Annotated in this window: 27 protein-coding genes; 12 read left to right on the top strand and 15 right to left on the bottom strand. The window is 66.5% G+C overall.

The window, feature by feature from the left end:
* Positions 1 to 17: 17 nt before the first annotated feature.
* The 4 genes from kstD to NS6_RS35635 form a co-directional block, all read right to left on the bottom strand.
* Positions 18 to 1694 (bottom strand): 3-oxosteroid 1-dehydrogenase, encoded by a 1677-nt coding sequence (kstD, locus tag NS6_RS05115; protein ID WP_068036999.1) that lies wholly within the window; start codon positions 1692 to 1694, stop codon positions 18 to 20.
* A 38-nt stretch (positions 1695 to 1732) separates the two neighbouring features.
* Entirely contained in the window at positions 1733 to 2326 is a 594-nt protein-coding gene (locus NS6_RS05110; RefSeq protein WP_068036994.1) for a TetR/AcrR family transcriptional regulator, read from the bottom strand.
* Positions 2327 to 2398: 72 nt separating this feature from the next.
* On the bottom strand, positions 2399 to 3226 hold the full coding sequence (locus NS6_RS05105; RefSeq protein WP_068036990.1) for a cytochrome c biogenesis CcdA family protein: 828 nt from the start codon (positions 3224 to 3226) through the stop codon (positions 2399 to 2401).
* On the bottom strand, positions 3226 to 3705 hold the full coding sequence (locus NS6_RS35635) for a DsbA family protein (protein ID WP_245669157.1): 480 nt from the start codon (positions 3703 to 3705) through the stop codon (positions 3226 to 3228). Before NS6_RS35635 ends, NS6_RS05105 begins: the two co-directional genes overlap by 1 nt.
* On the opposite strand from NS6_RS35635, the gene NS6_RS35630 reads away from it, so the two are divergent.
* The 9 genes from NS6_RS35630 to NS6_RS05060 all read left to right on the top strand — a co-directional run bounded on the left by NS6_RS35630 (position 3613) and on the right by NS6_RS05060 (position 10988).
* The gene (locus NS6_RS35630) at positions 3613 to 3909 is read left to right on the top strand and encodes a hypothetical protein (RefSeq protein WP_245669129.1); all 297 of its coding nucleotides are present in this window, start codon (positions 3613 to 3615) and stop codon (positions 3907 to 3909) included. The genes NS6_RS35635 and NS6_RS35630 overlap by 93 nt on opposite strands.
* A 208-nt stretch (positions 3910 to 4117) precedes the next feature.
* A complete protein-coding gene (locus NS6_RS05095) occupies positions 4118 to 4663 on the top strand; it encodes a hypothetical protein (RefSeq protein WP_068036985.1) in 546 nt (181 codons plus the stop codon).
* 10 nt (positions 4664 to 4673) lie between these two features.
* Positions 4674 to 5060: a BlaI/MecI/CopY family transcriptional regulator gene (locus NS6_RS05090; RefSeq protein ID WP_084470623.1), complete on the top strand. Its 387-nt coding sequence runs from the start codon at positions 4674 to 4676 to the stop codon at positions 5058 to 5060.
* Positions 5057 to 6055, top strand: coding sequence for a M56 family metallopeptidase (locus NS6_RS05085; RefSeq protein ID WP_068036982.1), 999 nt, complete (start codon positions 5057 to 5059; stop codon positions 6053 to 6055). Before NS6_RS05090 ends, NS6_RS05085 begins: the two co-directional genes overlap by 4 nt.
* Before the next feature lie 263 nt (positions 6056 to 6318).
* A complete protein-coding gene (locus NS6_RS05080; RefSeq protein WP_068038009.1) occupies positions 6319 to 7575 on the top strand; it encodes a KasA/KasB family beta-ketoacyl-ACP synthase in 1257 nt (418 codons plus the stop codon).
* 225 nt (positions 7576 to 7800) lie between these two features.
* On the top strand, positions 7801 to 8736 hold the full coding sequence (gene sigJ / locus NS6_RS05075) for an RNA polymerase sigma factor SigJ (protein WP_245669128.1): 936 nt from the start codon (positions 7801 to 7803) through the stop codon (positions 8734 to 8736).
* 42 nt (positions 8737 to 8778) lie between these two features.
* A complete protein-coding gene (locus NS6_RS05070; RefSeq protein WP_068036979.1) occupies positions 8779 to 9549 on the top strand; it encodes an SDR family oxidoreductase in 771 nt (256 codons plus the stop codon).
* The gene (locus NS6_RS05065) at positions 9549 to 9944 is read left to right on the top strand and encodes a hypothetical protein (protein ID WP_068036976.1); all 396 of its coding nucleotides are present in this window, start codon (positions 9549 to 9551) and stop codon (positions 9942 to 9944) included. Before NS6_RS05070 ends, NS6_RS05065 begins: the two co-directional genes overlap by 1 nt.
* Positions 9945 to 9971: 27 nt before the next feature.
* The gene (locus NS6_RS05060) at positions 9972 to 10988 is read left to right on the top strand and encodes an endonuclease/exonuclease/phosphatase family protein (protein ID WP_157112620.1); all 1017 of its coding nucleotides are present in this window, start codon (positions 9972 to 9974) and stop codon (positions 10986 to 10988) included.
* Positions 10989 to 11013: 25 nt separating this feature from the next.
* On the opposite strand, the gene NS6_RS05055 is transcribed toward NS6_RS05060, so the two are convergent.
* The 3 genes from NS6_RS05055 to NS6_RS05045 all read right to left on the bottom strand — a co-directional run bounded on the left by NS6_RS05055 (position 11014) and on the right by NS6_RS05045 (position 13429).
* Entirely contained in the window at positions 11014 to 11772 is a 759-nt protein-coding gene (locus NS6_RS05055; RefSeq protein ID WP_068036970.1) for a 2-phosphosulfolactate phosphatase, read from the bottom strand.
* Positions 11773 to 11815: 43 nt separating this feature from the next.
* A complete protein-coding gene (locus NS6_RS05050; protein WP_068036967.1) occupies positions 11816 to 12193 on the bottom strand; it encodes a VOC family protein in 378 nt (125 codons plus the stop codon).
* Between the two features lie 282 nt (positions 12194 to 12475).
* Positions 12476 to 13429, bottom strand: a complete 954-nt coding sequence (locus tag NS6_RS05045) for an RpnC/YadD family protein (protein WP_068036964.1) — start codon at positions 13427 to 13429, stop codon at positions 12476 to 12478.
* Between the two features lie 129 nt (positions 13430 to 13558).
* Between NS6_RS05045 and NS6_RS05040 the strand changes: the two genes are divergently transcribed.
* Both NS6_RS05040 and NS6_RS05035 read left to right on the top strand, forming a co-directional pair.
* A complete protein-coding gene (locus tag NS6_RS05040) occupies positions 13559 to 13978 on the top strand; it encodes a VOC family protein (RefSeq protein WP_068036962.1) in 420 nt (139 codons plus the stop codon).
* The gene (locus NS6_RS05035; protein WP_068036959.1) at positions 13978 to 14550 is read left to right on the top strand and encodes a TetR/AcrR family transcriptional regulator; all 573 of its coding nucleotides are present in this window, start codon (positions 13978 to 13980) and stop codon (positions 14548 to 14550) included. Before NS6_RS05040 ends, NS6_RS05035 begins: the two co-directional genes overlap by 1 nt.
* A gap of 141 nt (positions 14551 to 14691) precedes the next feature.
* Here NS6_RS05035 and hisD read toward each other — a convergent pair whose 3' ends face one another.
* Positions 14692 to 16020, bottom strand: a complete 1329-nt coding sequence (hisD, locus tag NS6_RS05030) for a histidinol dehydrogenase (RefSeq protein ID WP_068038003.1) — start codon at positions 16018 to 16020, stop codon at positions 14692 to 14694.
* Between the two features lie 142 nt (positions 16021 to 16162).
* Positions 16163 to 17644 carry an amidase family protein gene (locus NS6_RS05025; protein ID WP_068036956.1) on the bottom strand — a complete coding sequence of 494 codons (1482 nt, stop codon included), beginning with the start codon at positions 17642 to 17644 and terminating at the stop codon, positions 16163 to 16165.
* A gap of 133 nt (positions 17645 to 17777) precedes the next feature.
* On the opposite strand from NS6_RS05025, the gene NS6_RS05020 reads away from it, so the two are divergent.
* Positions 17778 to 18719 carry a LysR family transcriptional regulator gene (locus NS6_RS05020; protein ID WP_068036953.1) on the top strand — a complete coding sequence of 314 codons (942 nt, stop codon included), beginning with the start codon at positions 17778 to 17780 and terminating at the stop codon, positions 18717 to 18719.
* Here the strand turns inward: NS6_RS05020 and NS6_RS05015 are convergent.
* The 6 genes from NS6_RS05015 to NS6_RS04990 form a co-directional block, all read right to left on the bottom strand.
* Positions 18713 to 19696 carry an ester cyclase gene (locus NS6_RS05015; protein WP_068036950.1) on the bottom strand — a complete coding sequence of 328 codons (984 nt, stop codon included), beginning with the start codon at positions 19694 to 19696 and terminating at the stop codon, positions 18713 to 18715. The genes NS6_RS05020 and NS6_RS05015 overlap by 7 nt on opposite strands.
* Before the next feature lie 166 nt (positions 19697 to 19862).
* Positions 19863 to 20945 (bottom strand): ABC transporter ATP-binding protein, encoded by a 1083-nt coding sequence (locus tag NS6_RS05010; protein ID WP_068036948.1) that lies wholly within the window; start codon positions 20943 to 20945, stop codon positions 19863 to 19865.
* 1 nt (position 20946) lies between these two features.
* A complete protein-coding gene (locus NS6_RS05005) occupies positions 20947 to 21975 on the bottom strand; it encodes an ester cyclase (protein WP_068036945.1) in 1029 nt (342 codons plus the stop codon).
* Between the two features lie 35 nt (positions 21976 to 22010).
* A complete protein-coding gene (locus tag NS6_RS05000) occupies positions 22011 to 23399 on the bottom strand; it encodes an ABC transporter substrate-binding protein (RefSeq protein ID WP_084470621.1) in 1389 nt (462 codons plus the stop codon).
* Positions 23396 to 24283 carry a carbohydrate ABC transporter permease gene (locus NS6_RS04995; RefSeq protein WP_084470620.1) on the bottom strand — a complete coding sequence of 296 codons (888 nt, stop codon included), beginning with the start codon at positions 24281 to 24283 and terminating at the stop codon, positions 23396 to 23398. The genes NS6_RS05000 and NS6_RS04995 overlap by 4 nt, the downstream gene beginning before the upstream one ends.
* Positions 24280 to 25212 carry a carbohydrate ABC transporter permease gene (locus NS6_RS04990; protein ID WP_084470619.1) on the bottom strand — a complete coding sequence of 311 codons (933 nt, stop codon included), beginning with the start codon at positions 25210 to 25212 and terminating at the stop codon, positions 24280 to 24282. Before NS6_RS04990 ends, NS6_RS04995 begins: the two co-directional genes overlap by 4 nt.
* Between the last annotated feature and the right edge of the window lie 289 nt (positions 25213 to 25501).

The raw sequence follows: 25501 nt of genomic DNA, 5'->3' as shown, positions 1-25501 counted from the left end.
GGCGCGCGTCGACAGTACTAGCCGGCGGCGTGGAGGGCGGCCAGATACCCGAAGACGATGGCCGGGCCGATGGTGGCTCCGGGGCCGGCATAAGTGTGGCCCATAACGGGTGCGCTGGTGTTGCCGGCGGCGTAGAGCCCCGGGATGACGGTTCCGTCGTCCCGTTGCACACGGGCATGGATATCGGTGACCAATCCACCTTTGGTACCGAGGTCTCCGGGGACGAGTCGCGCGGCGTAGAAAGGGCCGGTGTCCAGCGCACCCAGGTTGGGGTTCGGGCGTTGGCGGGGGTCTCCGTAGTAGCGGTCGTAGTCGCTGGTGCCGCGGCCGAAATCTTCGTCCGTCCCGGTGTGGGCGAAGGTATTGAACCGGGCGACCGTGGCGGCGAGGTGGTCCGGCGGCACCGCGATCTTGCTCGCGAGTTCGCCGATGGTGTCCGCGCGGGAAAGTACCCCGGTATCGAACCAGTGCCGCGGCAACGGTTGCCGGGGTGGCAGTCCGGCGAAGAGGTAGCGGTTGCGGTAGCGCTGATCGAAGATCAGCCAGGCCGGGATGTTTTCGCCGGGGCCGTCGCCCTGCCCGTATTCCCCGCCGTACATGCGATGAGTGGCCTCGACATAGGGCAGTGATTCGTTCATGAACCGCACACCACGGTCGTTCACGATGAGACTGCCGGGCAGGTTTCGCTCGGCCAGGCAGAACCAGGGCATGCGGGGGAGTGGGATCGAGGGTCCCCACCAGGCGTCGTCCATGAATGCGGTGGCCGCGCCGATGGCCTGGCCCGCGCGGATTCCGTCGCCGGTGTTCGCTGTTGCGCCGACGGTCCACTCGGTGCCGATCGGTTCGCGCTGATATTGCTTGCGCATTATGTCGTTGTGCTCGAATCCGCCGCAGGCCAGGATCACTGCGTGCCGCGCGGTGACTGCGTGGTCGACGCCCTCGCTGCGGATGACGACCCCGGTGACCCGTTCGCCGGTCGTCCGGAGTTCCACCAGTTCGGTATCCAGCAGCAGTGGAACATCGGCGTCGCGCATGCCGAGGCGCAGCATGGCGCTCAAGGCCTGACCGCGGGCGAGCAGGTGTCGGCCGCGTAGTCGGCCCGCGACCCAGCGCGCCCCGATCCGGACCGCGCGCAACGGTGCCCGGGGATTGCGCAACCCGAGGTGGATCTGCCGGAAATCGGCCTGGGTCAGCACGAAGTTGCGTGGTGCCTTCGAGTAGTCGGGTTCCATGGTGGCGAGTTCGCGTCCGAGCGTCCGCGCGTCGAAGGGCTCCGGTTCGACCGTCCGGCCGTGTGCTCGGCCACCGGGTACTTCGGGGTAGTAGTCGCTGTATCCGGGCACCCAGCGCATCGTCAGCGGTGCATTCCGGGTGAGGAACTCGAATGCCTCGGGACCGCGGTCGATATAGGTGTCGATCATCTCCGGTGCGACCCCGGCGCCGATGATGGTGGTGAGGTAGGCGCGGGCGGCGCCGATATCGTCGGCGGGCGCTTCGCGGCGCAGTACCGGATTGCCGGGGATCCAGACGCCGCCGCCGGAGCGGGCGGTCGAACCACCCCACCGGCTCGCTTTCTCCACCACCACCGCGGATAGGCCGTGCCGGGCCGCGGTGATTGCCGCGGTCATGCCCGCCGCCCCCGACCCGACGATCACGACGTCGATCGAATCCGGAATCACGATGTCCTGCTTCATGGGAGCCTTTTCTGCTTCTGATCGTGGTCGATGGGGCGTCAGCGGCGGTTTCGCCACCGGTCGTCGAGGACCGCGGCGACGGCTGCCTCGACGCAGACCGGGAGGGACGCCGATTGATTCCGGGTGCTGCGCAGCCACTGCAGGTATCCGAATTCGGCGGCCGCGAGCATGAGGTGCACCAGCAGGCCGGGGCTGCTGTCGGTCACCGGATCGGTGCCCATTCGCCGGGCCGCCAACTCCACCAGCCGCTTTCGATGGTCGGCCGGGATCAGGGCGACGCGGTCGAGCAGGTGTGGTGCGGTGGCGAACGCTGCCCGCCACTGTTCGACTTCGACCGTCCCGAGGGCGGCGGAGCGGGTGAGGATGGACTGCGCCAGTGCGATATCGGCGGGTTCGTCATCCGGCCGCCCCTCGAACAGGCCCGCGATCCCCGCGCCACCTTCCCGTACGGGGTCGAGTAGGAGGTCCTCTTTGCTGCGTACATGCCGGAAGTACGTGCTGGATGACACCCCCGCCGCCGCGGCGATCTGGTCGGTGGTCACCGCGTCGAACCCGGAGCGCGCGAACAACGCGAAGGCCGCGCTCTGGATCTCGGCGCGAACCTGCTGCCGCTGTCTCTCCCGCAAGGACACCCGAACCTCCTGTTGACCGGTCCGCAGTGCGGAACCATTTAACGGAAGTCTCCACCTATATGGGAGTTACTGTCAAGTGGGGAGATTCTGTCTGCGGGTTCTGCGACGCCGGAGCCACCACACCGCTGCTCCGGTCCCGAGGCACACGAGCAGCACGACGATGTTCGATACCTGCCCGCCGAGTTCGGCCACACCTGTCTCGATCCGGTATTGGTCCGCGATGGCCAGGATGCCGCCGGCTTCCGGGTCGCGGGCCAAGAACAGCAGGAGGACACCCAGGGCGGTGGACAGCAGGCCGGAGATAATCGCATGCCAGCTGTTCGTCCAACGGCCGATAGTGAGTTCGCGTGGAGTCAGCGCGGCGCGGAGCCCGGCCGACCATCGCTTCCAGGCAAGCGCGAGAGCCAGCAGCGGCAGAGCCATTCCCGCCGCGTAGACCGCGAGCAGGATGGCTCCATAGGTGGGGTTCGCCCCGACCGCGGCGATCATCAGGACGGATCCGAGGATCGGGCCGGTGCAGACGCCTGCGACGCCGTAGGCCGTGCCGAGGACGTAGACAGTCCAGGCGCGGCCGGTGTCGCCGCCGGGCCGGGAAGTGCGGGACAAACCCGGAATCGGGATCCCCGCCAGTTGGACGGCACCGAAGACGATCACCACGCAGGCGACGAGGGTGAGTAGCAGGCCGCGATTCTGGTTGAGGAACGCTCCGGCGGTGCCGGCGAAGACACCCAGCGGTACGAGGGTGGTGATCAGTCCGAGGTAGAACACGCCGGTGCGGGCGACGAGTGTGGCGGGGTCGGAGAACGCGTAGGCGAAGAAGGCGGGTAGCAGCATGACCGAGCACGGGGACAGAAGGCTGAGTATGCCGCCGAGGAAGGCGCCGAGGTAGCCGATATCCATCAGCCGATGCCCTCGAGCTGTGCGTCGATGACCTGCCGGAAAGCGTCGACCGGCTGTGCGCCTTGGAGTATCTGGTCGCCCACGATGAAGGTGGGCGTGCCCGAGACCCCGAGATTCCGGGATTCATCGGCCTCCCGGTCCACGGCTGCTGCCAGTCCGGGATCGTCCAATGCGGCGGTGAACGCCGCGGTATCGAGACCCTTCACCTTGTCGGCGATGCCGATCAGGGTCTCGCGTCGGTAGTCCTTGGAACCGGAATACGTGTGTGCGAACATCTCTCGCGAGAACTCCCAGAACAGGTCTTGTTCCGCCGCTGCTCGTCCGGCGATCGCCGTCTCGACGGAGTGGTCGGTAAGGATGGGGGTATCGCGCCATTCGATACGGACATGGCCGGGCTCCACGTATTCGTCGAGCAGTGCCGGGAGGGTTTCGGCCGCGAAAGCGCCGCAGTACGGGCAGGTGAAATCGGCGTATTCGATGACGACGACCGGGGCGTCGACAGCGCCGATGGCGAACGGGTCGTTGTCGTCGCGGCGCGCCAGGTCGGGCAGGCCGTTGCTCTCCTCGGCTGTCGACGGCGCGGCACGAGACGGATCGCCCCCGGTGCTCGCGCTGATCGCGGCGCCGACAGCCAGGAGCGCGACGACTATCGCGCCGATCGCAATGGCTTTCCACGGGAGTGAGCGGGTGGTGGTGTCCTGTGTGGAAATCGTCTGGCTCCTTACTGGTCGGGTGGTGCTGCCGCGTGAGAGGAGTACGCGGGCGGGGTGCGAGGTATCCGGGCGGCGAGTGTGGCGCGTGCCGTGGCCCGGTGGGTGCCGGGCGGTGGCGTATCGACTATCTCGGATAGTCGACTATGCAAGATAGTCGACTATCCGGCATAGTAAAACTGTGAGTCGGATCGAACAGTGGGTGAGCCGCCGGAAAACGTCGCTGGGTCTCGCGGCGCAGGCGTTGTATGCGTGGGGTCCCCGGCAGCTGGGCTGCGCCGCTGCGGCGGCCGTGGTCGTCGGTGTGCTGGTCGGCCTCGTCACCGTCCTGATTCCGAACCCGGTCTTCGGGCGGGAGATACCGCCGGAGCCGTGGAACTACCCGGTGTGGATCGTCACGTCCGTTCTCACCGGGATCTTGTTCGCCACCTACGTTCGCCCGGGAACCGCAGAGACTTCCCGGTCCGGCGAACCGGCGGAAGCCGGCGACGGTTCGGACCGGCGCAATGCCCGGCTCGGCGGATTCGCCACGGTGCTGGCCTGGTTCGCGGTCGGTTGCCCGGTCTGCAACAAGATTGCGCTGCTCGCTCTCGGCTACTCCGGGGCGCTCACCTGGTTCGCACCCGCCCAGCCGGTCCTGGCCGTGACCGCGCTCGTGATTTCCGCGGTCGTTGTCGTCGGGCGACTCCAGGGCCAGGTCGCATGCCCGGCGCCCGCAGTACGGTAGAGAGGTCACGGTGTCCGGGAAAAAACGAGATCAGCAGTCCGAGCCGGTGCGTCTGGGGGCGCTCGAACAACAGGTGATGGACGTGCTGTGGGACCACGGAGCTGCCACGATCCGGCAGGTGATCATCCGGCTCGGCGGTGACCTCGCCTACACCACGATCGCCACCGTGCTGGCCAACCTGGAACGCAAGGAGCTCGTCACCCCCGAACGGGAGGGCCGGTCCGTGCGCTATGCGCCGCGCCACACCCGCGAGAAACACGCCGCCCAGCTCATGAAACAGGCGCTCTCCACCAGCAACGACCCGATGGCCTCGATCCTGCACTTCATCGACGAGATCGACCGGCGTGACCTGCAGCTGCTACGGGACTACCTCGACAAGAGCGGGCGCAGCGGATGAGCGCCCTGGTCGTCCCGGCTGTTCTGGCGGTGGTTCTGGCCGCGTCCTCGGTGGGCGGGCCGGCGCTCGTCCGTGCCGCCGCACCGGCACTGACGCGCGTACCCCGGACAGCCGTTCTCGTCCTCACCGGCAGTCTGCTGCTGTGGGTCCTCGCGGTAGCGTCGCTGAGCCTGATGGCGGCGTGGATGGTCACCGGCCCGAGTGTGCTTCCCGCGCCGTTCGCCGCAGCCTGCCGGCAGTGCCTGGATGCCGCCAGCCCGTTCGCCCCGACCACGGTGGACACGGCGATTCCCGTCGTAATGCTCCTGCTGCTACCGGCATTCGTGTTGTTCGCCCTGCTGGGACTGGGAACAGCACGGTGGCTGCGCCGCCAGCGGGCCACCCGCTCGGCCGCGCAGGCGCTTGCGGACCGAGCGCGCACTGCGCGTGTCGGTGGGCATCGAGTCCTGGTGATCGACGATCCACGACCGATCGCCTTCTCCCTGCCGCGACGCTACGGCGGGATCGTCGTATCCGACGGACTCTGCACCTCGCTGGAGTCCGACGAACTCGCGGCGGTCCTCGCGCACGAACACGCTCATCTGCGCCAGCACCACCACATGATCCTGACGCTGCTCGGTGGGCTGACCTGGCCATTGCGCTGGGTGCCGTTGGTATCGGCGATCGCCGATGCGATCCCGCACTATCTCGAGATCGCGGCGGACAACGCGGCCCGCAGCCACGCGGGCACACCGGCATTGGCGAGCGCGCTGCTCAAACTCGGTGCGCCGGAAAACCACCTCGCCGCAGCTCCCGGTAAACCTCTTCCCGGCCTGCTGCTCCACGCGGCCGGACCCGACCGAATCGGCCACCTGGTATCGCCCACCCGAGCCCGCTCGGCAGTGCTCCCGGCTTCGACGCTGGGCATCCAACTGCTCGCCTTCGCCGTAGTGGTGGCAGCGGTCCATGGGCCGTACCTATATGTAGTGCTGTCCGGGTGCGCCACGGGGGTTTGAGACGTTAGGCATGCCCGACACCACCCACGCCGACAGCGTCACCGCCCTCGCCGACGCGATGGACGCCGGCATCGAACTCGGCAGCCCGGAAGCAAATCGCCTCGCATAGTGGCACCGCGAAGTCGGCCCAGGGGCCCGGGAACCTTCGGTGCTTCTGGAGATTTCTCGTCCGCTCCGGTGGTTTCGATGGAATGCTCACGTAGTCGAGGGGCGACAACCAGATGGCCAAGAGTCCATTACAGGGCTGAGCAGGGAGGCGCGTGGTGCAGGTTCGTAATCCGTTCGCGGCAGACGGAAGATTTCCCGATATCGTCGTGACCGCGCTGGCGGCCTCGACATCCCTCGCGGGGGATATCGACGCGACCTGGGCCGGACTATTGGCCGGTGCGTCCGGCATCGGGCGCCTGGATGAGACCTGGGTCCAGGAACACGATCTCCCGGTGCGGATCGGCGGGCCGTTGAAGGTCCGGCCGGAAACACATCTGACCCGGGTGGAGCTGCGGCGCCTGGCGTATGTGGAACGCCTGGCCACGGTCCTCGGGCGGGAAATCTGGCGGAACGCGGGCAGCCCGGAGGTCGACCGGGAGCGGCTCGCGGTGGCGATCGGCACCGGTCAGGGTGGTGGTGATGCGGTCGTGGAATCTCGTGACACTCTCGAAAGTGGCGGATACCGGAAGGTTTCGCCACTGGCGGTCCAGATGATGATGCCCAACGGTCCGGCAGCCGTGGTCGGCCTCGAACTCCAGGCCCGCGCCGGTGTGGTGACCCCGGTATCGGCGTGCTCGTCCGGTTCCGAGGCGATCGCGCGGGCTTGGCAGATGATCGCGATGGGCGACGCCGATATGGTGGTCGCCGGCGGGGTCGAAGGTTATATCGATCCCGTGCCGATCGCGGCGTTCACGATGATGCGGGCGATGAGTACCCGCAACGACGACCCGAAAGGGGCATCACGTCCCTTCGACGCCGCCCGCGACGGTTTCGTTTTCGGCGAAGCCGGCGCCCTGCTGATCCTCGAAACCGAGGAACACGCCCGAGCCCGCGGCGCCACCGTCCTCGCCCGGTTGCTCGGTGCCGGAATCACCTCCGACGGTTTCCATCTCGTAGCGCCGGACCCCCTGGGCACCGGCGCGGCGCGGGCGATTACCCGTGCCGTACAGACCGCGGGTCTGACCCAGCGCGACATCACCCATGTGAACGCGCATGCCACCGCGACCCCGATCGGCGATACCGCCGAAGCGTCCGCGATCAATCAGGCCATCGGCACTCATCCCGCCGTCTATGCGCCGAAATCGGCACTGGGCCATTCGATCGGGGCGGCCGGCGCCCTGGAATCGGCGCTCACGGTCCTCAGCATCCGCGACGAGATCATTCCACCGACCCTGAATCTGGAGCACCAGGACCCCGCCATCGACCTCGATATCGTCACCGACGCACCCCGCCGGGGCCGAATCGACTACGCGATCAACAATTCGTTCGGGTTCGGCGGCCACAACGTCGCACTCGCCTTCGGCCGCCGATGAAAGTCCTGGACGGCTTGTCCGATGTCCTTCTCGCCGTGATCCCTCGTTTCGGTGGCCGATAGCGATGTCGCCGAAGAACACGGCCTCGGGCGTTACGGCGGCGCAATGACGTCGGTGCGGGATTCGAGGCTCGAGCACCGGTGGCCGGACCGCCTCGGCGCCCGGAGTCGCGGCTCAGGGTGACTCGGCCGGTCCGGGGCACCTGGATCCCCCGCTGCATATGCGGTGAGCAAGACTGAAGCGGTGGCGCATGGGACGGTCGACGAGTTCGAGCGGCAGCGCGGGCGGTTGTTCGGCCTGGCGTACCGGATGCTCGGGTCTGCCACGGACGCGGAAGATATCGTGCAGGACGCCTTCCTGCGTTGGCAGCAGGTCGAGCCGGGCTCGGTCGGAAAGCCGGATGCGTGGCTCGTGAAAGTCACGACGAATTTGTGCCTGAACTTGCTGGGTTCGGCCCGGTACCGGCGGGAGCACTACATCGGGCCCTGGCTGCCGGAACCGGTGCTGACCAATGATGGTGTGCTCGATCCGCCGGCGACTGCCGAGCAGCGTGACACGGTATCGCTGGGGTTTCTCCTGCTCGCCGAGCGGCTCACCCCGGCCGAGCGCGCGGTTTTCGTGCTTCGCGAAGCGTTCGGTTACAGCCATGGTGAGGTGGCCGCAGTGCTCGAGCTCTCGGACTCGAACTGCCGGCAACTGCACCATCGTGCGCGCAACCGGCTCGCCGGCACCGGGCAGCGCCCCGGCGCCGGTGATACGCGCGGACACCGTGAGCTGGTCGAGCGGTTCCTCGACGCGGCGCAGGGCGGCGACCTGGCCGCCCTGGAACAGATGCTGGCCGAGGATGCGATATCGGTCGCCGACGGCGGCGGCGCCCAGGGAGTGGCGCGGCGTCCGATTCGCGGTGCGGCGAAGGTCGCGCGGTACCTGGCATCGATTACCGGTCGCTTCGGTACCGGTCTGACGGTGTCCATTCACGAGGTGAACGGGGTGCCGGCCGGTATCGCCCGATTCTCCGCAACACCGATCGGGGTATTCGTGCCGGAAATCGCGGACGGCCGGCTCACCGATATCCGGATCATCGCCAACCCGGACAAGATCCGGTTCGCCGCCTCGCAGCTGGAGGGGCTGTCACATTCCGAAGGGCTGTCCGGTTCCTAGTGGTGTACGTCGAGAAGAAGATCTCGCAACCACGGAGGAGTTATGGCGGAATCGAAGACAGTGCTGGTCACCGGGGGCACCGGGCGGCTGGGCCGGGCGCTGGTACCACGGCTGCTCGATGCGGGGCACCAGGTGCGGGTGCTCACCCGCAAGACCCGGGCACCGGCCGCGCAGGAGTGGATGGTCGGCGATCTGCGCACGCCCGGCGGACCGGCCGCCGCTGTCGCCGGTGTCGATACGATCGTGCATTTGGCGACGACCAACGGACAAGGCGACGTGGCCGCGACGGGCAATCTGATCGAGGCCGCGCGGGCCGCCGGCGTTCCGCACCTGGTGTATGTCTCGATAGTCGGTATCGAAAGGGTCGAGTTCGGCTACTACCGGGCCAAGCTGGCGTGCGAGCACCTGGTCGAGGAGTCGGGGCTGCCGTGGACGATCCTGCGCACAACACAGTTCCACGATTTGGTCACCGCAATCTGCGACGCGCAGCGCGTATCGCCGGTCACGATCGTGCCGGCCGGGATGCGTGTTCAGCCGATCGACGTGACCGAGGTCGCGGACCGGCTCGTCACGATCGTCGCCGGCCCGGCCGCGCATCGGATACCGGATCTGGGCGGACCGCAGGTACGTGACCTGGCCGAACTGGCCCGAACCTACCACCGGATGAAGGGGCGGCGACGCCTGGTATGGCCGGTCCGATTGCCGGGCAAGATGTTCCGCGACTACCGTGCGGGCAACCATCTCACCCCGGATCGCGCGGTCGGGCGCATCACATTCGACGAATTCCTCGGCGGCCCGGAAGCAGGCCGGTGATGCGGGCCGGGATCCGAGCAGGCATCGGGTTCCTCGCCGCCGTCCAGATCGTCGTCGGTATCTGGGCCTTGTTCTTTCCCGTCCGGTTCTTCGCATTCGCAGTGGTCGGTATGGGTATGGCCTACAACGAGCATCTGATGCGCGATTACGGCGCCATGACACTGGCCAGCGCCGTGGTTCTGGGCGTGGCGGCGGTCCACGGCGGCCGGTGGGCGGTCCGAACTGCCCTGGTCATGTATCTGACCTGGTCGGTTCCCCACTTCCTGGTGCACTGGACCATGCTCGATCATCTCGCTCCGGCGACGGGTGCTCTCCTCATGGTCGCGCTCGCCGGTGCCATCGCATTACCGGCCGCGTTACTCCTGCTCAGCATCCGAACGGACCGCACCGGGTAGCCGTCGGTCGGGACCTCGAGTGTTCCTGTGTTCTCGGGCCACCCCGGGGCCCTTCGGGCCTCGGTGGCGGATCCGAGTGCAGGTCAATGTAGGAAGCGTTGTCCCGCAACAGTTTGTAGTGTATTTGGTGCAGCCATCTGCCTGCTCGTAGCCGGCGCTAGAATGGTCGCCTGCGATCATGTCCAGGTGACCGGTCGAACCTTCGTGCAGCGGATGCGTGTAGCAACGTTCAATGTCCTGACGCCGCTGCTCGCCGACTGGCCTGCCCGGCGGCGAGCTGTGTCAGCTCGGATGGATGGAGCGCGCTCGGACATCATTGCTCTCCAGGAAGTGGACGCCGGCCCCGATCGCGACGAGGCATTGCATGATCTCCTCGGTCCCGGATGGCATGCCGCATGGCATTCACACACCACTCCGGATGGCATCGGATTGGTTCTGGCCAGCCGTTGGCCGTTCGGCAAGATCATTGAACACGGGTTGGGCGTAACCGCCCGCGCCGCAGTACTCCCGTGGTCGGCGGTGGTGCTCGCCGAAGTTCTTGCGCCGCCACCGCTTGGACCGGTGTACCTTGCCCACCACAAGCCGGTCTTTCAATTCGACTACGAACACGAGCGCGAACTCCAAGCGGTCGAGACTGCACGATTCATCGGAACCGAGATCCCGTCTCCGGATGAGCACGTCATCTTGCTGGGGGACTTCGATGCGCCCCCGGACTCCGCCGGCGTTCGTTTCCTGACCGGGCGCCAGTCGTTGTCCGGCATCAGTGTCTGCTATCACGATGTCTGGGAGGCGATTCATCCCGGGGATTCGGGACACACCTTCACACCGCAGAACCCGCTTGTGGCCACAGGCGACATGTTTTCCGCGGCAGGGAGGCGGATCGACTATGTGATGGTTCGTGGCGCGAGCTTCGGCCCGACACTCCACGCCCGGTCTGCCGAACGCTTCGGTGTTGCGGGAGTGGACGGCGTTCAAGCGAGTGATCACTACGGTGTCGTCACCGAACTCGAGGTTCCACCCCGTCTCCCGGGCACGTGGGGTTGATCCTCAGGCCTGTGCGCGACCACGATTATGCGACGAATTTGCCGTCCACGAGCACAGGGACCCTAGTCGTGGCATCCATTTCCGTGGCTACCGCGACATCATTGCCGAAGCCCATATAGACAAGCTGACGGGCCGATGCGCATTCGGAGATCAGGCCCGGCACGTCCGCGATCGCCTCGTACAGCGTTCTGGCCGCCACTGCTTCCGCCGAGAGCGGCCCCGCTCCTTCGTGGGCGAGAGCGGAAACGATCGCGCCGGCGCCGATCCAGTCCTCGATGGCCGGCCGGACTGCACCCTGGCCGGGCCACTGTTCCCCGGCGGGAATGATCGCGATCGGCCGATCGGCGGTGCCCCACCCTTGCCGGGTCAGCCATGCGGCGACGGCGGTGGGGTTACGCAGGCACGCGGCGACAACCGGCACCCCCGAGACAGCCGCCGCGATAGCCGAGCCGTTCGGTGACGGCAAGACCAATCGGTGCGGCGCAGGTGCGCTCCTCAGTGCGGTAGGTGACAGCGACCAGGGTCGCTGCGGAGATATCACACGTCGTCCAACTGCCAGGGCAGCATCGTGTCGTGCCGCGAATTCTTTCGCGCCGTCGTCTCGCCACGGGTAGGGCAGCACCGCCGTTCCGGCGTCGACTGCTACCGACACCGTGGTGGTGAAGGACAAGATATCGACTATCACCAGCGCCGCGCTGTGCGGGCCCAAGGCTCGTGCGCCGGCCCGTCCCCATTCGACCCGGATTCCGGAGCCGCACTGCACAGCCCAATCTCCGGTATTCACGGTATGGCCGACAAGATCGGAGTGAGAATCGCTGTCGGTTGCCTCACTCGGCTGGACCGGATGGCACAGTGAGGCAGAAGGGGTGCCCCGAGGGGTCGATCAGCACCCGCCAACGATCGGGTGCAGGCTGATAGCATGCCTTGGCTGCGCCACACTCGATCGCTGCTCGCTCCGCGGTATCGAGATCGTCGACGAAGAGATCGAGATGCATTTGCTTGGGCACCTGGTCGCCGGGCCAGTCCGGCGGTCGGTGGTTCTCCACGAGTTCGATCGTCAGCATCACCCCGTCGCCCCGAAGAACGATCAGCTCATCGGATTCGTACCGGACCTCGAAATCCAGCAGCGCTCGATAGAACTGCCCTAGACGGTGCGGATCGCGGCTATCGAGCGAGACTGCACCGAACCTGGCTATCGCGGTCATAGCTCCCCCGTATTCATCCCCCCGGCCATGCACCAGAGCACCTACCTGTCATCGTTACCACAGTCGGAGTCGACTCCTCGGCAATGGCGGGGGTGGTCGGTCGGTAACTCGGGTGTGGTTATCGCGACCGGTGTCGGTTTCCGCAGGGGCGGACGTCGAGATCTCGCCGAATACCCGCACGGTGTTGCGCTTTCCGAGCGGCGATTCGACTTGCCTCACCCAGCGGCGAGGGCTCATCAGTGCATGCAGCGCGTCCATTCCCGGATTGTCGGCGCGCGGCTACTAGGCGAGGACCTCGTCGATATCGGCGGCAGTGATGGCACGGTCGAACCATCGGTCGAGAACGTCGAGGTCTGTACAGGCCTGCATATGTTCCCGGGCCGATTCGGGAACATCGATCCCGCGGGCCTCCAACAGCCGCATGGTTTTGCCGATGACCTCCTCGACACGGCCCTCGACCCTGCCTTCGGCGCGTCCTTCGAATCGGCCCTCGGCGCGTCCTTCGACCCGGCCCTCGGCGCGTCCTTCTGCGCGTCCTTCTGCGCGAAGGCGCTGGGATGTACGCGAACGGTAGAACGACAGATCCACGCTCATCAGTTTGCTCCAGGTTTTCGCGGCTCGGGTCGCGCCGAGGCCGAGTTCGGTGAGTTCGGCGAAGACGTGGAGATCTTCCTCGTCTTCGAGTTCGTGCAGGGCATCGGCGAGTGTTTTCAGTATCGCATCAATACTGCGGTCCTTGGCGTGGGTGATCGCCGACAGCACGGCCAGGGGGATGTCGGCGGCCGCGACGGCGGGATCGGTCACGACGGGGACGTTGTGCGGGCCGAGGACGAGTGGGCGCACGATGATACTGGCCCACTGCGGCAGGCCGATGGTGATCGGCTGGATGGCCCAGTCGGCTGTCCTGGTATCGCGGCAGACGACGAGCAGCACGACGGGCAGCCGGTACTTCTCGTGCAGATGCGCCAGGTAGTAGGCCCAGGCGCTCGGTTTGTCCGGATCCGGTTTGTTCTGGGCTTCGACCAACAGCAGGAACGAACCTTCCCGCACGGTGGTGATGCGCAGCAGGGTGTCGACTCTGCGCTCCAGTGGGCGAATCTCGGTGAGGTCGTTGGTGAGGACTGCGACTTCGGCGGGATCGTCGAAGGGGAGTCCGAGGACTCGGAAAGCTCGGGCGAATACCCCGGGGTTGTCTTGGAAGAGGCGGTGCATCGCCTCATGTGCGGAGCCGACCATGCGGGCAAGCTATCGGAGATACCGCGGGTAACAGTAGAAAGTGTGTTCGAATATCGGCGTGTTCGTTCGTTCGGCGCGTCGCTGAAATCCATTCTCGAATAATTACGGTACGTACCGTACTGTAATGGCATGACTGTCAGCGATTGGCCTGATTCCCTCGATGTAGTGCAGGTCCGCTTCGCCCGTCCGACCGATCGCCTCGAGGAGGTGACGCGGTTCTATGTGGACGGGCTCGGCTTGAACGAGCTCTACCGGTTCGAGAACCACGCGGGGTACGACGGGGTGATGCTGGGGCTTCCGGGAACGGACTATCACCTCGAATTCACTACCCACGCCGACGGCAGTCCGGGTGCGGCGCCGAGTAGCGATCATCTGCTCGTGCTGTATTTCTCCTCGGAAGCCCGCATGTACGAAACGGTGGAGCGGCTGGGGGAGTTCGGGGTCGAACCGGTCGCGACCGAGAATCCCTATTGGGCGGCGAACGGGGCGATCGCGTTCCCGGACCCGGACGGCTGGCAGGTGGTTCTCATGCCGCGGCCGGTGTTCTGATGGCGGGCCGAACCCGGGACGACCGAATCGATACGGCCGTGCTGGCTGCGGCGCGCGCTGTACTCGACGCCGAGGGGTATGCGCGGATGACCATCGGCCGGGTCGCTGCCGAATCGGGTGTCCATCGCCCGGCGATCTATCGGCGCTGGCCGTCCAAGCGTCATCTGGTGGTCGATATCGTCGCCGATCTGCTCGGGCTCGAACCGACGGCGGATACCGGTGATCTCCGCGCGGATCTGGTGGCGTCCATGCGGGAACTGGTGGTGGCCGTGCGTGATACCTCGCTGGGCCGGGTGCTGCCGGCGCTGGTCGCCGATCTTTCCGCCGACCCGGAACTCTCGAAACAGCTGTGGTCCAGGGTGTTCGGGCCGCGCCGGGACACGACGGCCCGTGCGCTGGAATCGGCGATCGATCGTGGCGAGGTCGACCCGGATATCGATATCGGATTCGTGCTCGACGCGGTGGCCGCGCCGATCTATTTCCGCGCCCTGTTCCGGCATCTGCCGCTGCCCGACACGCTCGCCGATCAGTCGGTGGACACAGTCCTGGCCGCGATCCGCTGTGAGCAGTGACCCGGCGCATGCCGGCGCACCCGGTGTCTGGATCGGCAGTCGCGGTGGTGGTTCGGGCACTGGAGCCGGAGGGCTGACCCCACCTCGCGAGGGTGGGGTCAGCCGTGGCCGAAGCAGTGTTATCCGCCGGAAGCGACGTCGTCAGGCTTCGCTGTTGCGGTAGGCGGCGAGCCGGATGGTCGCGGTCGCTTCATGAGCGGCCATGCCCTCGTACTGCGAGATCGTTTCGACCGCTCCCGCGGCCTCCGGTGTGGCCGAGCGTTCCACCCGCTGATACGTCAGCGGTTTGAGGAAGCGGGAGACCGAAAGGCCCGCACTGTGTTTGGCGCCGCCCGCGGTCGGCAGCACATGATTCGTGCCGGCCATGCCCTTGTCGGAATAGGCGACCGTGCTCCAGCGGCCCAGGAAGATCGAGCCGTAATTGCGTAGGGCGTTGTGATAGTACTCGTCGTCGGCCGTCTGGATCTCCAGATGTTCGGGCGCGAGATCGTCCATCAGCGCCGCGGCGGTCGCGGGGTCTTTCGCCCAGGTCACCGAGCCGTAGTCACGCCAGGCGGGGCCGGCGATATCGCGGGTTTTCAGCGTTTCGAGCTGCCGGTCGGCCTCGGTGACGACCGCCTCACCCAGCTGACGTGAGGTGGTGACCAGTGCCGCGGGGGATTCGGTGCCGTGCTCGGCCTGTCCGAGGAGATCGGCGGCGACTGTGACGGGATCAGCGGTATCGTCGGCGATCACCGCGACCTCCGAGGGCCCGGCGAGCAGGTCGATCGCGACCTTGCCGAAGAGTTGCCGCTTGGCCTCGGCGACGTAGGCATTTCCGGCGCCGACCAGCATATCCACCGACGGCTCACCGAGCAGGCCGAACGCCATTGCTGCCAGGGCCTGGACGCCGCCGAGGACGTACACGCGGTCGGCGCCGCAGAGATGGCTGGAGTAGAGCACGGCGGGGTCGGCGGTGCCGTCGCGGCGTGGGGGAGTGCACGCGAGGACGGTCGGTACGCCCGCGACCTTCGCCACACCCACGGTCATGAACGCACCGGCGAGTAGCGGGAAACGCCCGGCGGGAACGTAGGCGCCCACCCGGGAGATCGGTACATAACGCACACCGGTGGTCAGGCCGGGTGCGAGCTGAGTTTCGAAATCGACCAGATGCGAACGGGACTCGCGAGCAAATGCGCTGGTCCGGTCATGGCCGAGCTCGAGGGCGGCGCGTAGTTCCGGTGAGAGCGCGTCCCCGGACCGTGCCAGATCGGCGGAACCCAGTTCGACCTGAGCGGACTCGAACCCGTCGAGTGCGCGGGCGTAGGACAGTACCGCGTCGAAACCGCCCTTTTCGATCGTGGACAGCATCTCCGATACCTTCGCGATCACCGCGGGATTCCGCTGGGCGGCGGGGCGGTCGAGCGCGGGGCGTTTGAGGATCTGGAAGGAGCCTTCGAGTTCGGCGAGGCGAGCGGGGGTGAACTTCATGGAAACGACGGTAGGGTTGTCCATGTCAATGGACAACCCCCCGAAGCCCTGACAGTTTCAAAGGGAAACCCTGTGGAAGGCCGCCGCCGTGTGGATTGCCGCCGGAAGGCTTGCCCGCACCACACAACTGTGTCCGCGCCCCCTACTTGTGGTTCCCTCCCAATCCTGGTGGCCGGACCGGCTCGACCACGACCGCTTCTACCGCGGCGGCCACTGCCAGTGCCAGGTGGTCCCGGCCGGGGGCGGCGGTCACGGTGAGTCCCACAGGCAGTCCTCCTATGGTGCCGATCGGTACCTGCACCGACGGCGCCCCGGTATTCGAGCTGATCCCGGCCGCAGCTGTCCCCGCCCGGCCCGGACGTGCGGTATCGGCCGCAGTGGGGTACACCAGCACATCGACACCGCGACGGGTGAGCAGGTCTGTCAGGGCGCGGCTACCCGCTCGCTGCTTCGCCGCCGCCGCATCATGGGCCGCGTTGGGGAGCGGGTTCGCTGCAAGCCAGCGCTCGACCGTGGCACGGTCGAGCGCTGTCCTGGACACCAGGTCGGCGAAGGCAGGGTGGGGGGTGTTCACGCCCGGCCCGTACCGAGCCGGGGTGCGGGCGAGAAACAGATCGATGGACGCGCGTGCGTCCGTCCAACCGCTGTCGGTGAGGACGTCGCAGGCGTAGTCCGCGTCGAGCTCGGGTAGTTCGGTACGGGTGATCCGGAAATCCCGAGCGAGCGCCGCGATCGTCTCGTCGGCGAGTGCCCGCAGTTGCGCCGAATGCTCCCCTCTGTCGGCGATTGCATCGAAGGGCCAGGTCAAATAGGCGAACCTCAGGTGCGCGGGTTCGGTGGCCCGCGTTGTTGCGAGCCAGGCATGCCGTCCGCCCGTCATCAGATCGGCGAATTCCGCGACATCCTGGACGGTCCGGCCGATCGGCCCGACGACATCTTGCGCCGGGGACAGCGGTACCACCCCGGCCCCGCTCACTGCGGCACTGGAAGGCCGGAACCCGACCAGTCCGGCATGGACTGCCGGGCCCACCACCGATCCGCAGGAATCGGTGCCGAGGGCGATCGGCGCGAAACCCGCGGCCACGGCCACCGAGCTGCCCCCGCTCGACCCGCCGGCGCTGCATGCGGTGTCGAAGATATTGGCGGTGGTGCCGCGGATCGAGCTCGTGGTGAACGTGCCGTGCCATGCGAACTCCGACATATTGGTGGTGGCCAGGACGATGCCGCCCGCCGCGCGGAGTTCCCGGACGACGGGCGCGTCGATCGAGGGGCGGTAGGTGGCAAGGCCGAGATTGCCGGCGGTGGTCGGGACACCGGCCGCGCAGATATTCGTTTTGACGACGAACGGAATGCCGTGCAGGGGTCCTCGGAGACGGCCCGCCCGGCGTTCGTGGTCGCGGGCTCGGGCATGTTCGATCGCCGCGGAATCGATATCGACGATCGAGTTCAGCGGACGGGGGCCCGCGCTGTCGTAGCGCTGGATTCTGTCCAGGTAGGTCTGGGTGATCTGCTCGCTGGTGAGTATTTCTTCGTTCATCAGGTGGCGCAGATCGGCGACGGTGGAGGCCTGCCAGGGGGAGATCTCCACCGTGGTGGACTCCTGGGCGGCGAGCGGTGGGTTCATCGGGTGCGGCCTTGTCGGTTTCGGGTGTGCGTTGCCGTGGGGCGATGCGTGGTCCGGAAGGCGGAGCGGACATCGGCGCGGGCGGGGTGATGGGTCATGCCGGTAGCTTTGGTCATTCATATAGGGTTGCCCTGTGACCCTTCGGCAGCTGCGCGCATTTCTGGCCACCGCCCGCACGGGCACGTTCACTGCCGCGGCGAAATCGCTGGGTATCGCGCAGGCCTCGGTGTCCGAACTGGTCCGGACGCTCGAAGACGAGTACGGCACGACACTGTTCGTCCGGGGTGGGCGAAAATTGGTGTTGACCGCCGCCGGAGTAGCGCTGCTGCCGCATGCCGAACAGTCGCTGGCGTCGGCCGACAGCGGTGTCAAAGCCCTGAAATCGGTGCGGTCGCTCACCGGTGGGGTCGCCACCTTCGGGGTGCTCCGCAACGCCTCGTACTATCTGCTGTCCGATCTGGCCGAAGAATTCCACCGCCGGTTCCCGGAGGTGCGGATCCGGCTGGTGGGGATGAACTCGGTGGAGGTTGCCGCGGAAGTGGCCGAGGGGCGGCTCGAAGCCGGCCTCGTGGTTCTGCCCGTCGACGCCGAAGGGCTGCGGGTGACTCCACTGGTGCGTGACGAGGTGCTCTACGCCTCCACCGCACCGGATCGAGTGGCCCGGCCGGTCACCATCGAACAATTCGCGCATTCCACCACGATTCTCTACGACGCGCACTACGCCTGGAAGGAACCCACCCGTCGCCAGCTGGCCGAACGAGCCCAGCTCGCGGGTCATAAACTCGAACCTCTCATCGAGGTGGAGCAGGTGGAATCGGCACTCGGATTGGTGCGCCGGGGCATAGGCGACACGATCGTCTCCCGTGCGGTGGCGACGAGTTCGGCCTGCCCGCCCGAAGTGCGGGTGGCGAGTTTCGACCCGCCGCTCTACGACACCATCGCCTTGGTGCAGCGGGAATCGGGAGTGCTGTCCCCGGCGACACGAGAGTTGGCGCGGATGGCGCAGCAGACGCTGCTCCGGAACCGGGTCGCCGCCGCGCCGGTACGCGACGGTGACCCGGCAACCGCTCAGTAGATGTTCTGGCTCACGTACGGTTCGTCGCCGCGGTGGGCGTAGATCTGCGAGCGGGTGGCGATATCGTCGTAGATCCGGGTTTCCTTGACGATTTTCCCCGCCTGCACCAGGAACTGGGAGATGCCCAGGATCTCCACCGGTGACCCGGTGAGCGGGCCGTAATCGGCGATACCGTTGTACTTGCCGGTGAATTTCCAGGTGACCGCGATCCGCAGGCCGCCGTAGCGCGGTGAATCGTTGGCCGCGATATCGCGGATATCGAAGGTGCCACCGGGGAACGCCCGCAGCATGCGCAGCAGCGCGCGGCGGTACCCCTCGGGGCGGGCGATGGTGCGATCGTCGATGGTGTTGAGCCACAGATCACGGATCCAGAACTGTTCGACCCGTTCGAGTTCGCGCTTGTTCCAGACGGAGTCGATGAATTCGAGCACCATCTCGACTTCGGGCCGGAACTGGTCGGGCCGGCGGCCGCTGCCGCCTTCGGTGATCACATCGGCGGGGGCGGGTGCGGCCATGGAGCCGCTGTAGCCACGGAATGCCTGGCGGCGGGCGAGTTCGTCGGGGTCCTGGCCGAGCTGACGGGCGACCGACAGGGCGTCCCGGACGACCCATTCCTCGACCATCCGGCCGCGCCGGTACAGGCAGTTGGCGATATTGCGGCTGCGGTACTCGATGTTTTCCCGGTCGGTGCCGAGGACCAGGTGGGAGCTGAGGAACGCGTCATCGCCGCGGGCTTCCCAGACGATGTCCTCGGCCTGGCCCACCCGGTTCGGGGTGGTGGAGATGCGCATGAGCGTGCCCTCGATCACCTCGGCAGCGGTGGTGGAGGTGCCGTAGACGCCATGCACGATCGAGTCGGGCTCGTAGTTGTCGTTGATATGACCGATCGCGCGCTCGATCCAGATGTGGTCGGTGACCTCCCGGATGAAGTCGTCGGGATCGGTGTAGGGCTGATAAGCGATGGGATCGAGTGGCATGACGATGAGAATACATACGTATTCAAGACCAGGGAAGGGTCATCCGCTATCCGATTCGGAGAATACTTGCCGACGGCGTACCGGAAACCGAAGCCGGGTCGGACCCGTGGACAGCACGATGTGCCGACCGGGGCACGGCCCGGTCGGCACATCGAGAACAATAAGGTCAGGCTGCCAAGCGAACGCCGGTACCGGGGTGGAACAGATGAACCTCCGCATGGTTGCGGACACCGACTCGCACCGTCTGCCCGATCCGCGGCGGGGTGCGGCCATCGACCCGTACGTTGACGCGATGGGCTCCCGACGGACTCAGTACGGTGCCGTAGACATACGCATCCGCGCCCAGTTCCTCGACGAGTTCGACGGTGAGCGCGAAGCCCTCGTCGGTTTCGCCGACCAGGCGCAACGTCTCCGGCCGGATACCGCAGACGATTTCGCGCAGATCGGTCGTCGCCGCCCGCGCCACCGGTACGGTGCACTCACCGAGTTCGACACCGCCGTCGCCGACATTGAGTGTTGTGAGATTCATTCCGGGAGAACCGATGAACCCCGCGACGAAGGCATTTGCCGGACGGTCGTAGAGTTCGCGCGGCGTCGCTGCCTGTTGCAGCACACCGTCTTTCAGCACCGCGACCCGATGGCCCATCGTCATGGCCTCCACCTGGTCGTGGGTGACGTAGACCGTGGTGGTGGCCAGCCGCTGCTGCAGCGAGGCGATATTGGCACGCGTTTCCACGCGCAGTTTCGCGTCGAGGTTCGACAGCGGCTCGTCCATCAGGAACACGGCCGGATCGCGGACGATCGCGCGGCCCATGGCCACCCGCTGCCGCTGCCCACCCGAGAGCGCTTTCGGCTTACGATCGAGGAACTGGGTGAGATCCAGCATCTTCGCCGCATCGGCGACCTTCTGCCGGACCGTCTCCTTCGCAACACCTTTGAGTTTCAATGCGAAACCCATATTGTCGCCGACCGACATATGCGGGTAGAGCGCGTAGGACTGGAACACCATGGCGATATCGCGGTCCTTGGGCGGTACGAAGGTGACATCGCGGGTGCCGATGGAGATCGACCCTTCATCGACGTCTTCGAGTCCGGCCAGCATCCGCAGTGCGGTGGTCTTACCGGAGCCCGACGGCCCTACGAGGACCAGGAATTCGCCGTCGGCGATATCGAGATCGAGACCGTCGACCGCGGCGGTATCGGACCCGGCGTAGCGGCGGGTCGCCTGTTCGTAACGGACTTCTGCCATGTCACTGCCTTTCCGGAGAAGATTCGGCCGCCGCCTCGGCGGGTTCGTCGCCGCGCGCGCGAGCGATCTGGGCCAGAACGGCCAGCTGGTCGTATACCCGCCACTCCTCGACGATGCGTCCGTTGCGTAGCAGGAATTGCGAGGATCCGAGGATTTCCACCTGGGAACCGGTGGCCGGGCCGAATACGGGGAGCCCCGAATAGGTTCCGGTGAGCCACCAGATGACACCCAGCCGGAGACCGCCGTGCGCCGCCGAATCGTTGGCCACGATATCGCGGACCTCGATCCGGGCGTCGGGGAACGGGGCGAGCACGTCCATCCACGATTCCTGATAGTTGCGTGGACGAGTGAGGGTGCGGTTGCCGACGGTATGACAGGTGATATCGCGGGCGATGTAATCCTCGATGCGCTGGAACATCGACTGTCCGAGCACGGTGTCGAACATGTCGAGCACGAACGCGCATTCGTTGCCGTGGCTATCCGGGCGGGCCCCGGTATCGCCGGCGATCAGCGGGTCGACGGCCTGGTCGCGAGTGGCCGAGCCGGTCCAGCCGCGGAACGCCAGGGCTCGTGCCACCTCGAACGGATCGAGTCCGAGATCCTGAACCACGGCGAGTTCGTCGCGGATCACCCACTCCTCGATCATCACGCCGTTGCGGTAGAGGCAGTTCGCGATGGACCGGTGTGAGAACCGGCGGTGTGTCGGCGGGCCGTAGATCGTGTGCTTGGAGTTGGTGCCGCTGCTGAAGATGCGATGGGAACTCAGGAAGGCGTCGTCGCCGCGCGCTTCCCACACCACGTCCTCGGCTTGGCCCACTCGGTCGGGAAAGGCGCTGATCTTGGCCAACGTCGAGGCGATCACCGGTTCGACGCCGACTCCGGTCCCGTACGCACCGTGCACGATCGCGTCCGGGGCGTAGTTCTCGCGGATCAACCCGACCCCGCGCTGCACCCAGATGCGGTCGGTCCATTCGACGATGAACTCTTCCGGATCGGCGTAGGGCAGGTATGCGCTGTCTTTCAATGTCATGTTCTCGGCTTTCTGAAGATACGAGTGCCGGCCACTCAGTCGAGTTCGGCGATCCGGTGCGCCGCATCGGTGAGCTGGGCGCGCACATCGGCGCCGTTGGCCATATTGCTGATCGCGACGGCGAGGACATCCATGATCCGTGGCCAATCGAGGCTCATCGGAATGGCGCGGCCGGATTGCAATGCCTCGTACTGGAGTTCCGGCAGATCATTGTTGGCCGCATTGACCTCGGGGTCGAGCATGTTCGAGTCGTGCATGGTGATGCCGGTACTCGTCGCTGGATCGGATTTGTCGAGCGCGATCATGCGTTCGGTGTCCGCGTTGGTCATCCACTTGACGTACTCCCAGGCCGCACCCTGATTGTGCGAGGTGTTGAGCACACCGGCAAGCCAGGTGTAGGCATAGCTCTGCTCGTCGTGACCGGGGAAGGCCGGCATCGGCGCGACACCCACATTCTCGGCCAGTTCGGGGGCCGACTTCGTCGGGTTGACGAAATCTTCCAGATGCCACGACCAGGTGAACACGGTGGCGGCGTCGCCGTTCAGGAAAGCCTGGGTGGATTCGAGCTCACCCCAGTTCGAGGATTCCGGTGGGGTGTAGCCGGCGCGGATGGTCTGCAGATACTGCTCCGTGGCCTCGATACCCGCCGGGGTGTCGAATGCGGGCGCCCCGTTCTCGTCGAGGAGTTCGCCCCCGTTGCTCCACAGCATGGACAGCCAGGTGTTCAGGTTCTGGCCGTTGCGCCGGCCGAACTGGCCCGCCACGGGATGCTCGGCGGTGCCGTTCTTGATGATCTCGAGCTGGTGGTAGTACTCCGCCCAGGTGGTGGGCGGTTCCAGCCCGAGCTTCGCGTAGATGTCCTTGCGATAGAACAGGTTGTAGGAGAACCCGCGAACGGGCATACCGTAGGTCGAGTTCTCCACCCCGGCGGACGCGGCCTCCCGGAACGGACCGGAGAAATCGTCCATGGTCACACCGTGGGCGGCCATCACCTCGTCCAGCGGCTGCACCCCGATCTTCAACGACGGGCCCCAGGCGTCCGGCCAGATCAGAGCGTCGTAGGTGCCGCCACCGATGGCACTCTCGGCCACGATCTTCTGCAGGTACGCCGCGTACGGGATATTCGACCATTCGACCCGGATACCGGTGCGTTCGGTGAATTCCGCGGTCCGCTGGTCCAGGGCGGCGAATTGCGGAACGGTCGCGCAGCAGGTGAGGAACCGGATGGTGGTGCCGTCGTACGGTTTACCGTCGAGCAGCCCGTCCGGGCCGACCGGTGCGTCGGCGACCTGGTCGGTCAAGCTCCTGGTTTCGGGCGCGCCGGTGCAGCCGCCGGCCAGGACGGCCACGACGGTGGCGAATACCAGGGCGAGGACACTGCGCCTGCTGGTCGTATGGTCCGGTCGTCTGGACAGGGCCCTCACTTGACTGCTCCTAGGGTCATGCCCTGCGCGAAGTGCTTACGCACCAGCGTCGCCAGGACGATCATCGGCACCATCACCAGCAGGCCGGCGGCGGCCATCTGCCCCCACAGCACACCGTCGGGCTGGTCCAGCGTCATCAGGGAAACCGGCAGCGTGATCGCGTTGCTGCGGGCCAGGAAGGTCGGGAAGAGGAATTCGTTCCAGGCGAGCAGGAAAGAGAACACGACCGCCACGAAGATTCCGGGCGCGGCCAGCGGGGTGATCACTCGCCACAGCAGGGTGAGCTGACCGCAGCCGTCGAGGCGCCCGGCCTCCTCGATCTCGAGCGGCAGGCTGTCGACGAAACCCTTCAGCAACCAGGTGTTGTAGGGCACCACGATGGCGAGGTTGGTGACAATCAGCGCGAGATGGGTGTCGAGCAACCCCAGATCGCGGTACATGGTGAGGAAGGGCAGCGCGATCGCGACACCGGGGATGAACTGGGTCGCGACGATCCCCAGCAGGATCGGTTTCGCGCCCGGGAACTTGTACCGGGAGAACCCGTAGGCGGCCAGCATCGACAGCGGCACCGCGATCACCGTCGTGACCACGGCGACGATGATGCTGTTCCACATCGGGCCGATGAGATCGTTCTGCCCGCCGATGATCGCCCGGAAGTTGTCCAGCGAGGGGCTGAACAGCACCGACGTGGAGAACACTTCGCGATCCGGTTTGAATGCGGTGAGAGTGAGCCACAGGATCGGGAACATCACGAAGAACAGGATTGCGAGGGTCCCCAGCAGCCGGAGCGCCGCGCCCGCGCGGGCCAGCGGCGAGACGGTACGCCGGTTGGTGCGCCGCGCCGTGGCGACGGGCCCGGTGGCGGTTTCGAGTGTGTCGGTCATTTCTGCTCCTGGCGACCCATGAGGATCAGGTATCCGGTGGCGAGCACGCCCAGCACGATGACGAGGATCCACGAGACGGCGGAGGCGTAGCCGATATCGAGGAAGGTGAAGCCTTGTTCGTAGGCGAAGAAGTTCAGGGTTTCGGTGGCTCGGCCCGGACCGCCGCCGGTGGTGGTGACGACCTGGTCGAACATCTTCACCGACCAGACGGCCTTGAGGAACACCACGATCAGGATCAACGGCCGCAGCAGCGGGAAGCTGATCCGCCAGAACTCCTGCCAGGGGTTGGCGCCGTCGACGCGGGCGGCGTCGCGGATCTCCGGTGAGATGGCGCCGAGCCCGCCCAGGAACATCAGCGCGATCAGTGGCGCCCAGCCCCAGATCTCGCTGAGGGTCACCACGACGAGCGCCCAGAACGGTTCGCCCAGCCAGTTGATATCGCGGGTGAACGGCAGCATCGTATCGAGCATCGTGTCGTAGACGCCGTAGTCGGGGTTGAACATGAATCGCCAGGAGTAGCCCTTCAGGGCGGGGGCGATGGCGAACGGGAGGATGAGCAGAGCCTTGGTCAGGCCGTTGAGCCAGGTCGCTTTGTTGAGCACCAGCGCGATACCCAGGCCCAGGCCGACCGATAGCACGACCGACAGGACCGTGAACAGCACTGTCACCCAGACCGCATTGTGGAATGTGTCGTCGGTGAGCGCCTTCGTGTACTGGTCGAAGCCGACGAATTGCTGAGGTTCGCGGGTTTCGTTCACCCGCCAGTGGCGGAAGCTGTTCACCAGCGCAATGCCGAGCGGGTAGATCGTGGTGAGGACGATGGCGATGAGCGCCGGGGCGAGGTGGGCATACGGGACACCGATCCGGCGCCACGCGGAATGCCTGCGCCGGACGGTGGGGCCGCTGTTCGCGGCTTTCGTGGCGGTCATCGCCGCATCCGGCGCCGAAGCGGGCAGGAGGTCGGGTGGCCCGGCTGGGTGAGCGGCTCGGCCCCGGGTGGGCTGCTCGGCTTCACTCTGAACTCCTTCGGATAGTGATCCCACAGGACTGGGGAGGAGGGAGGCGAGGCGGCGAGATGTAACGCGGCTCTCACAGTGTCCGGTGAGTGTATGCGTATGTATTCGAGAAAGACAAGGGTTCAGCTCGGATCGGCGACCGTGGAAACCTGGCGGTAACCGTGGCCTTATGGCACTGGAGTGCGCAGATAGGGTTCCGTGC

Source organism: Nocardia speluncae NBRC 108251 (genome assembly GCF_001613245.1).
Lineage (GTDB): Bacteria > Actinomycetota > Actinomycetes > Mycobacteriales > Mycobacteriaceae > Nocardia > Nocardia speluncae.
This window is presented reverse-complemented; position numbering and strand designations above follow the sequence as displayed.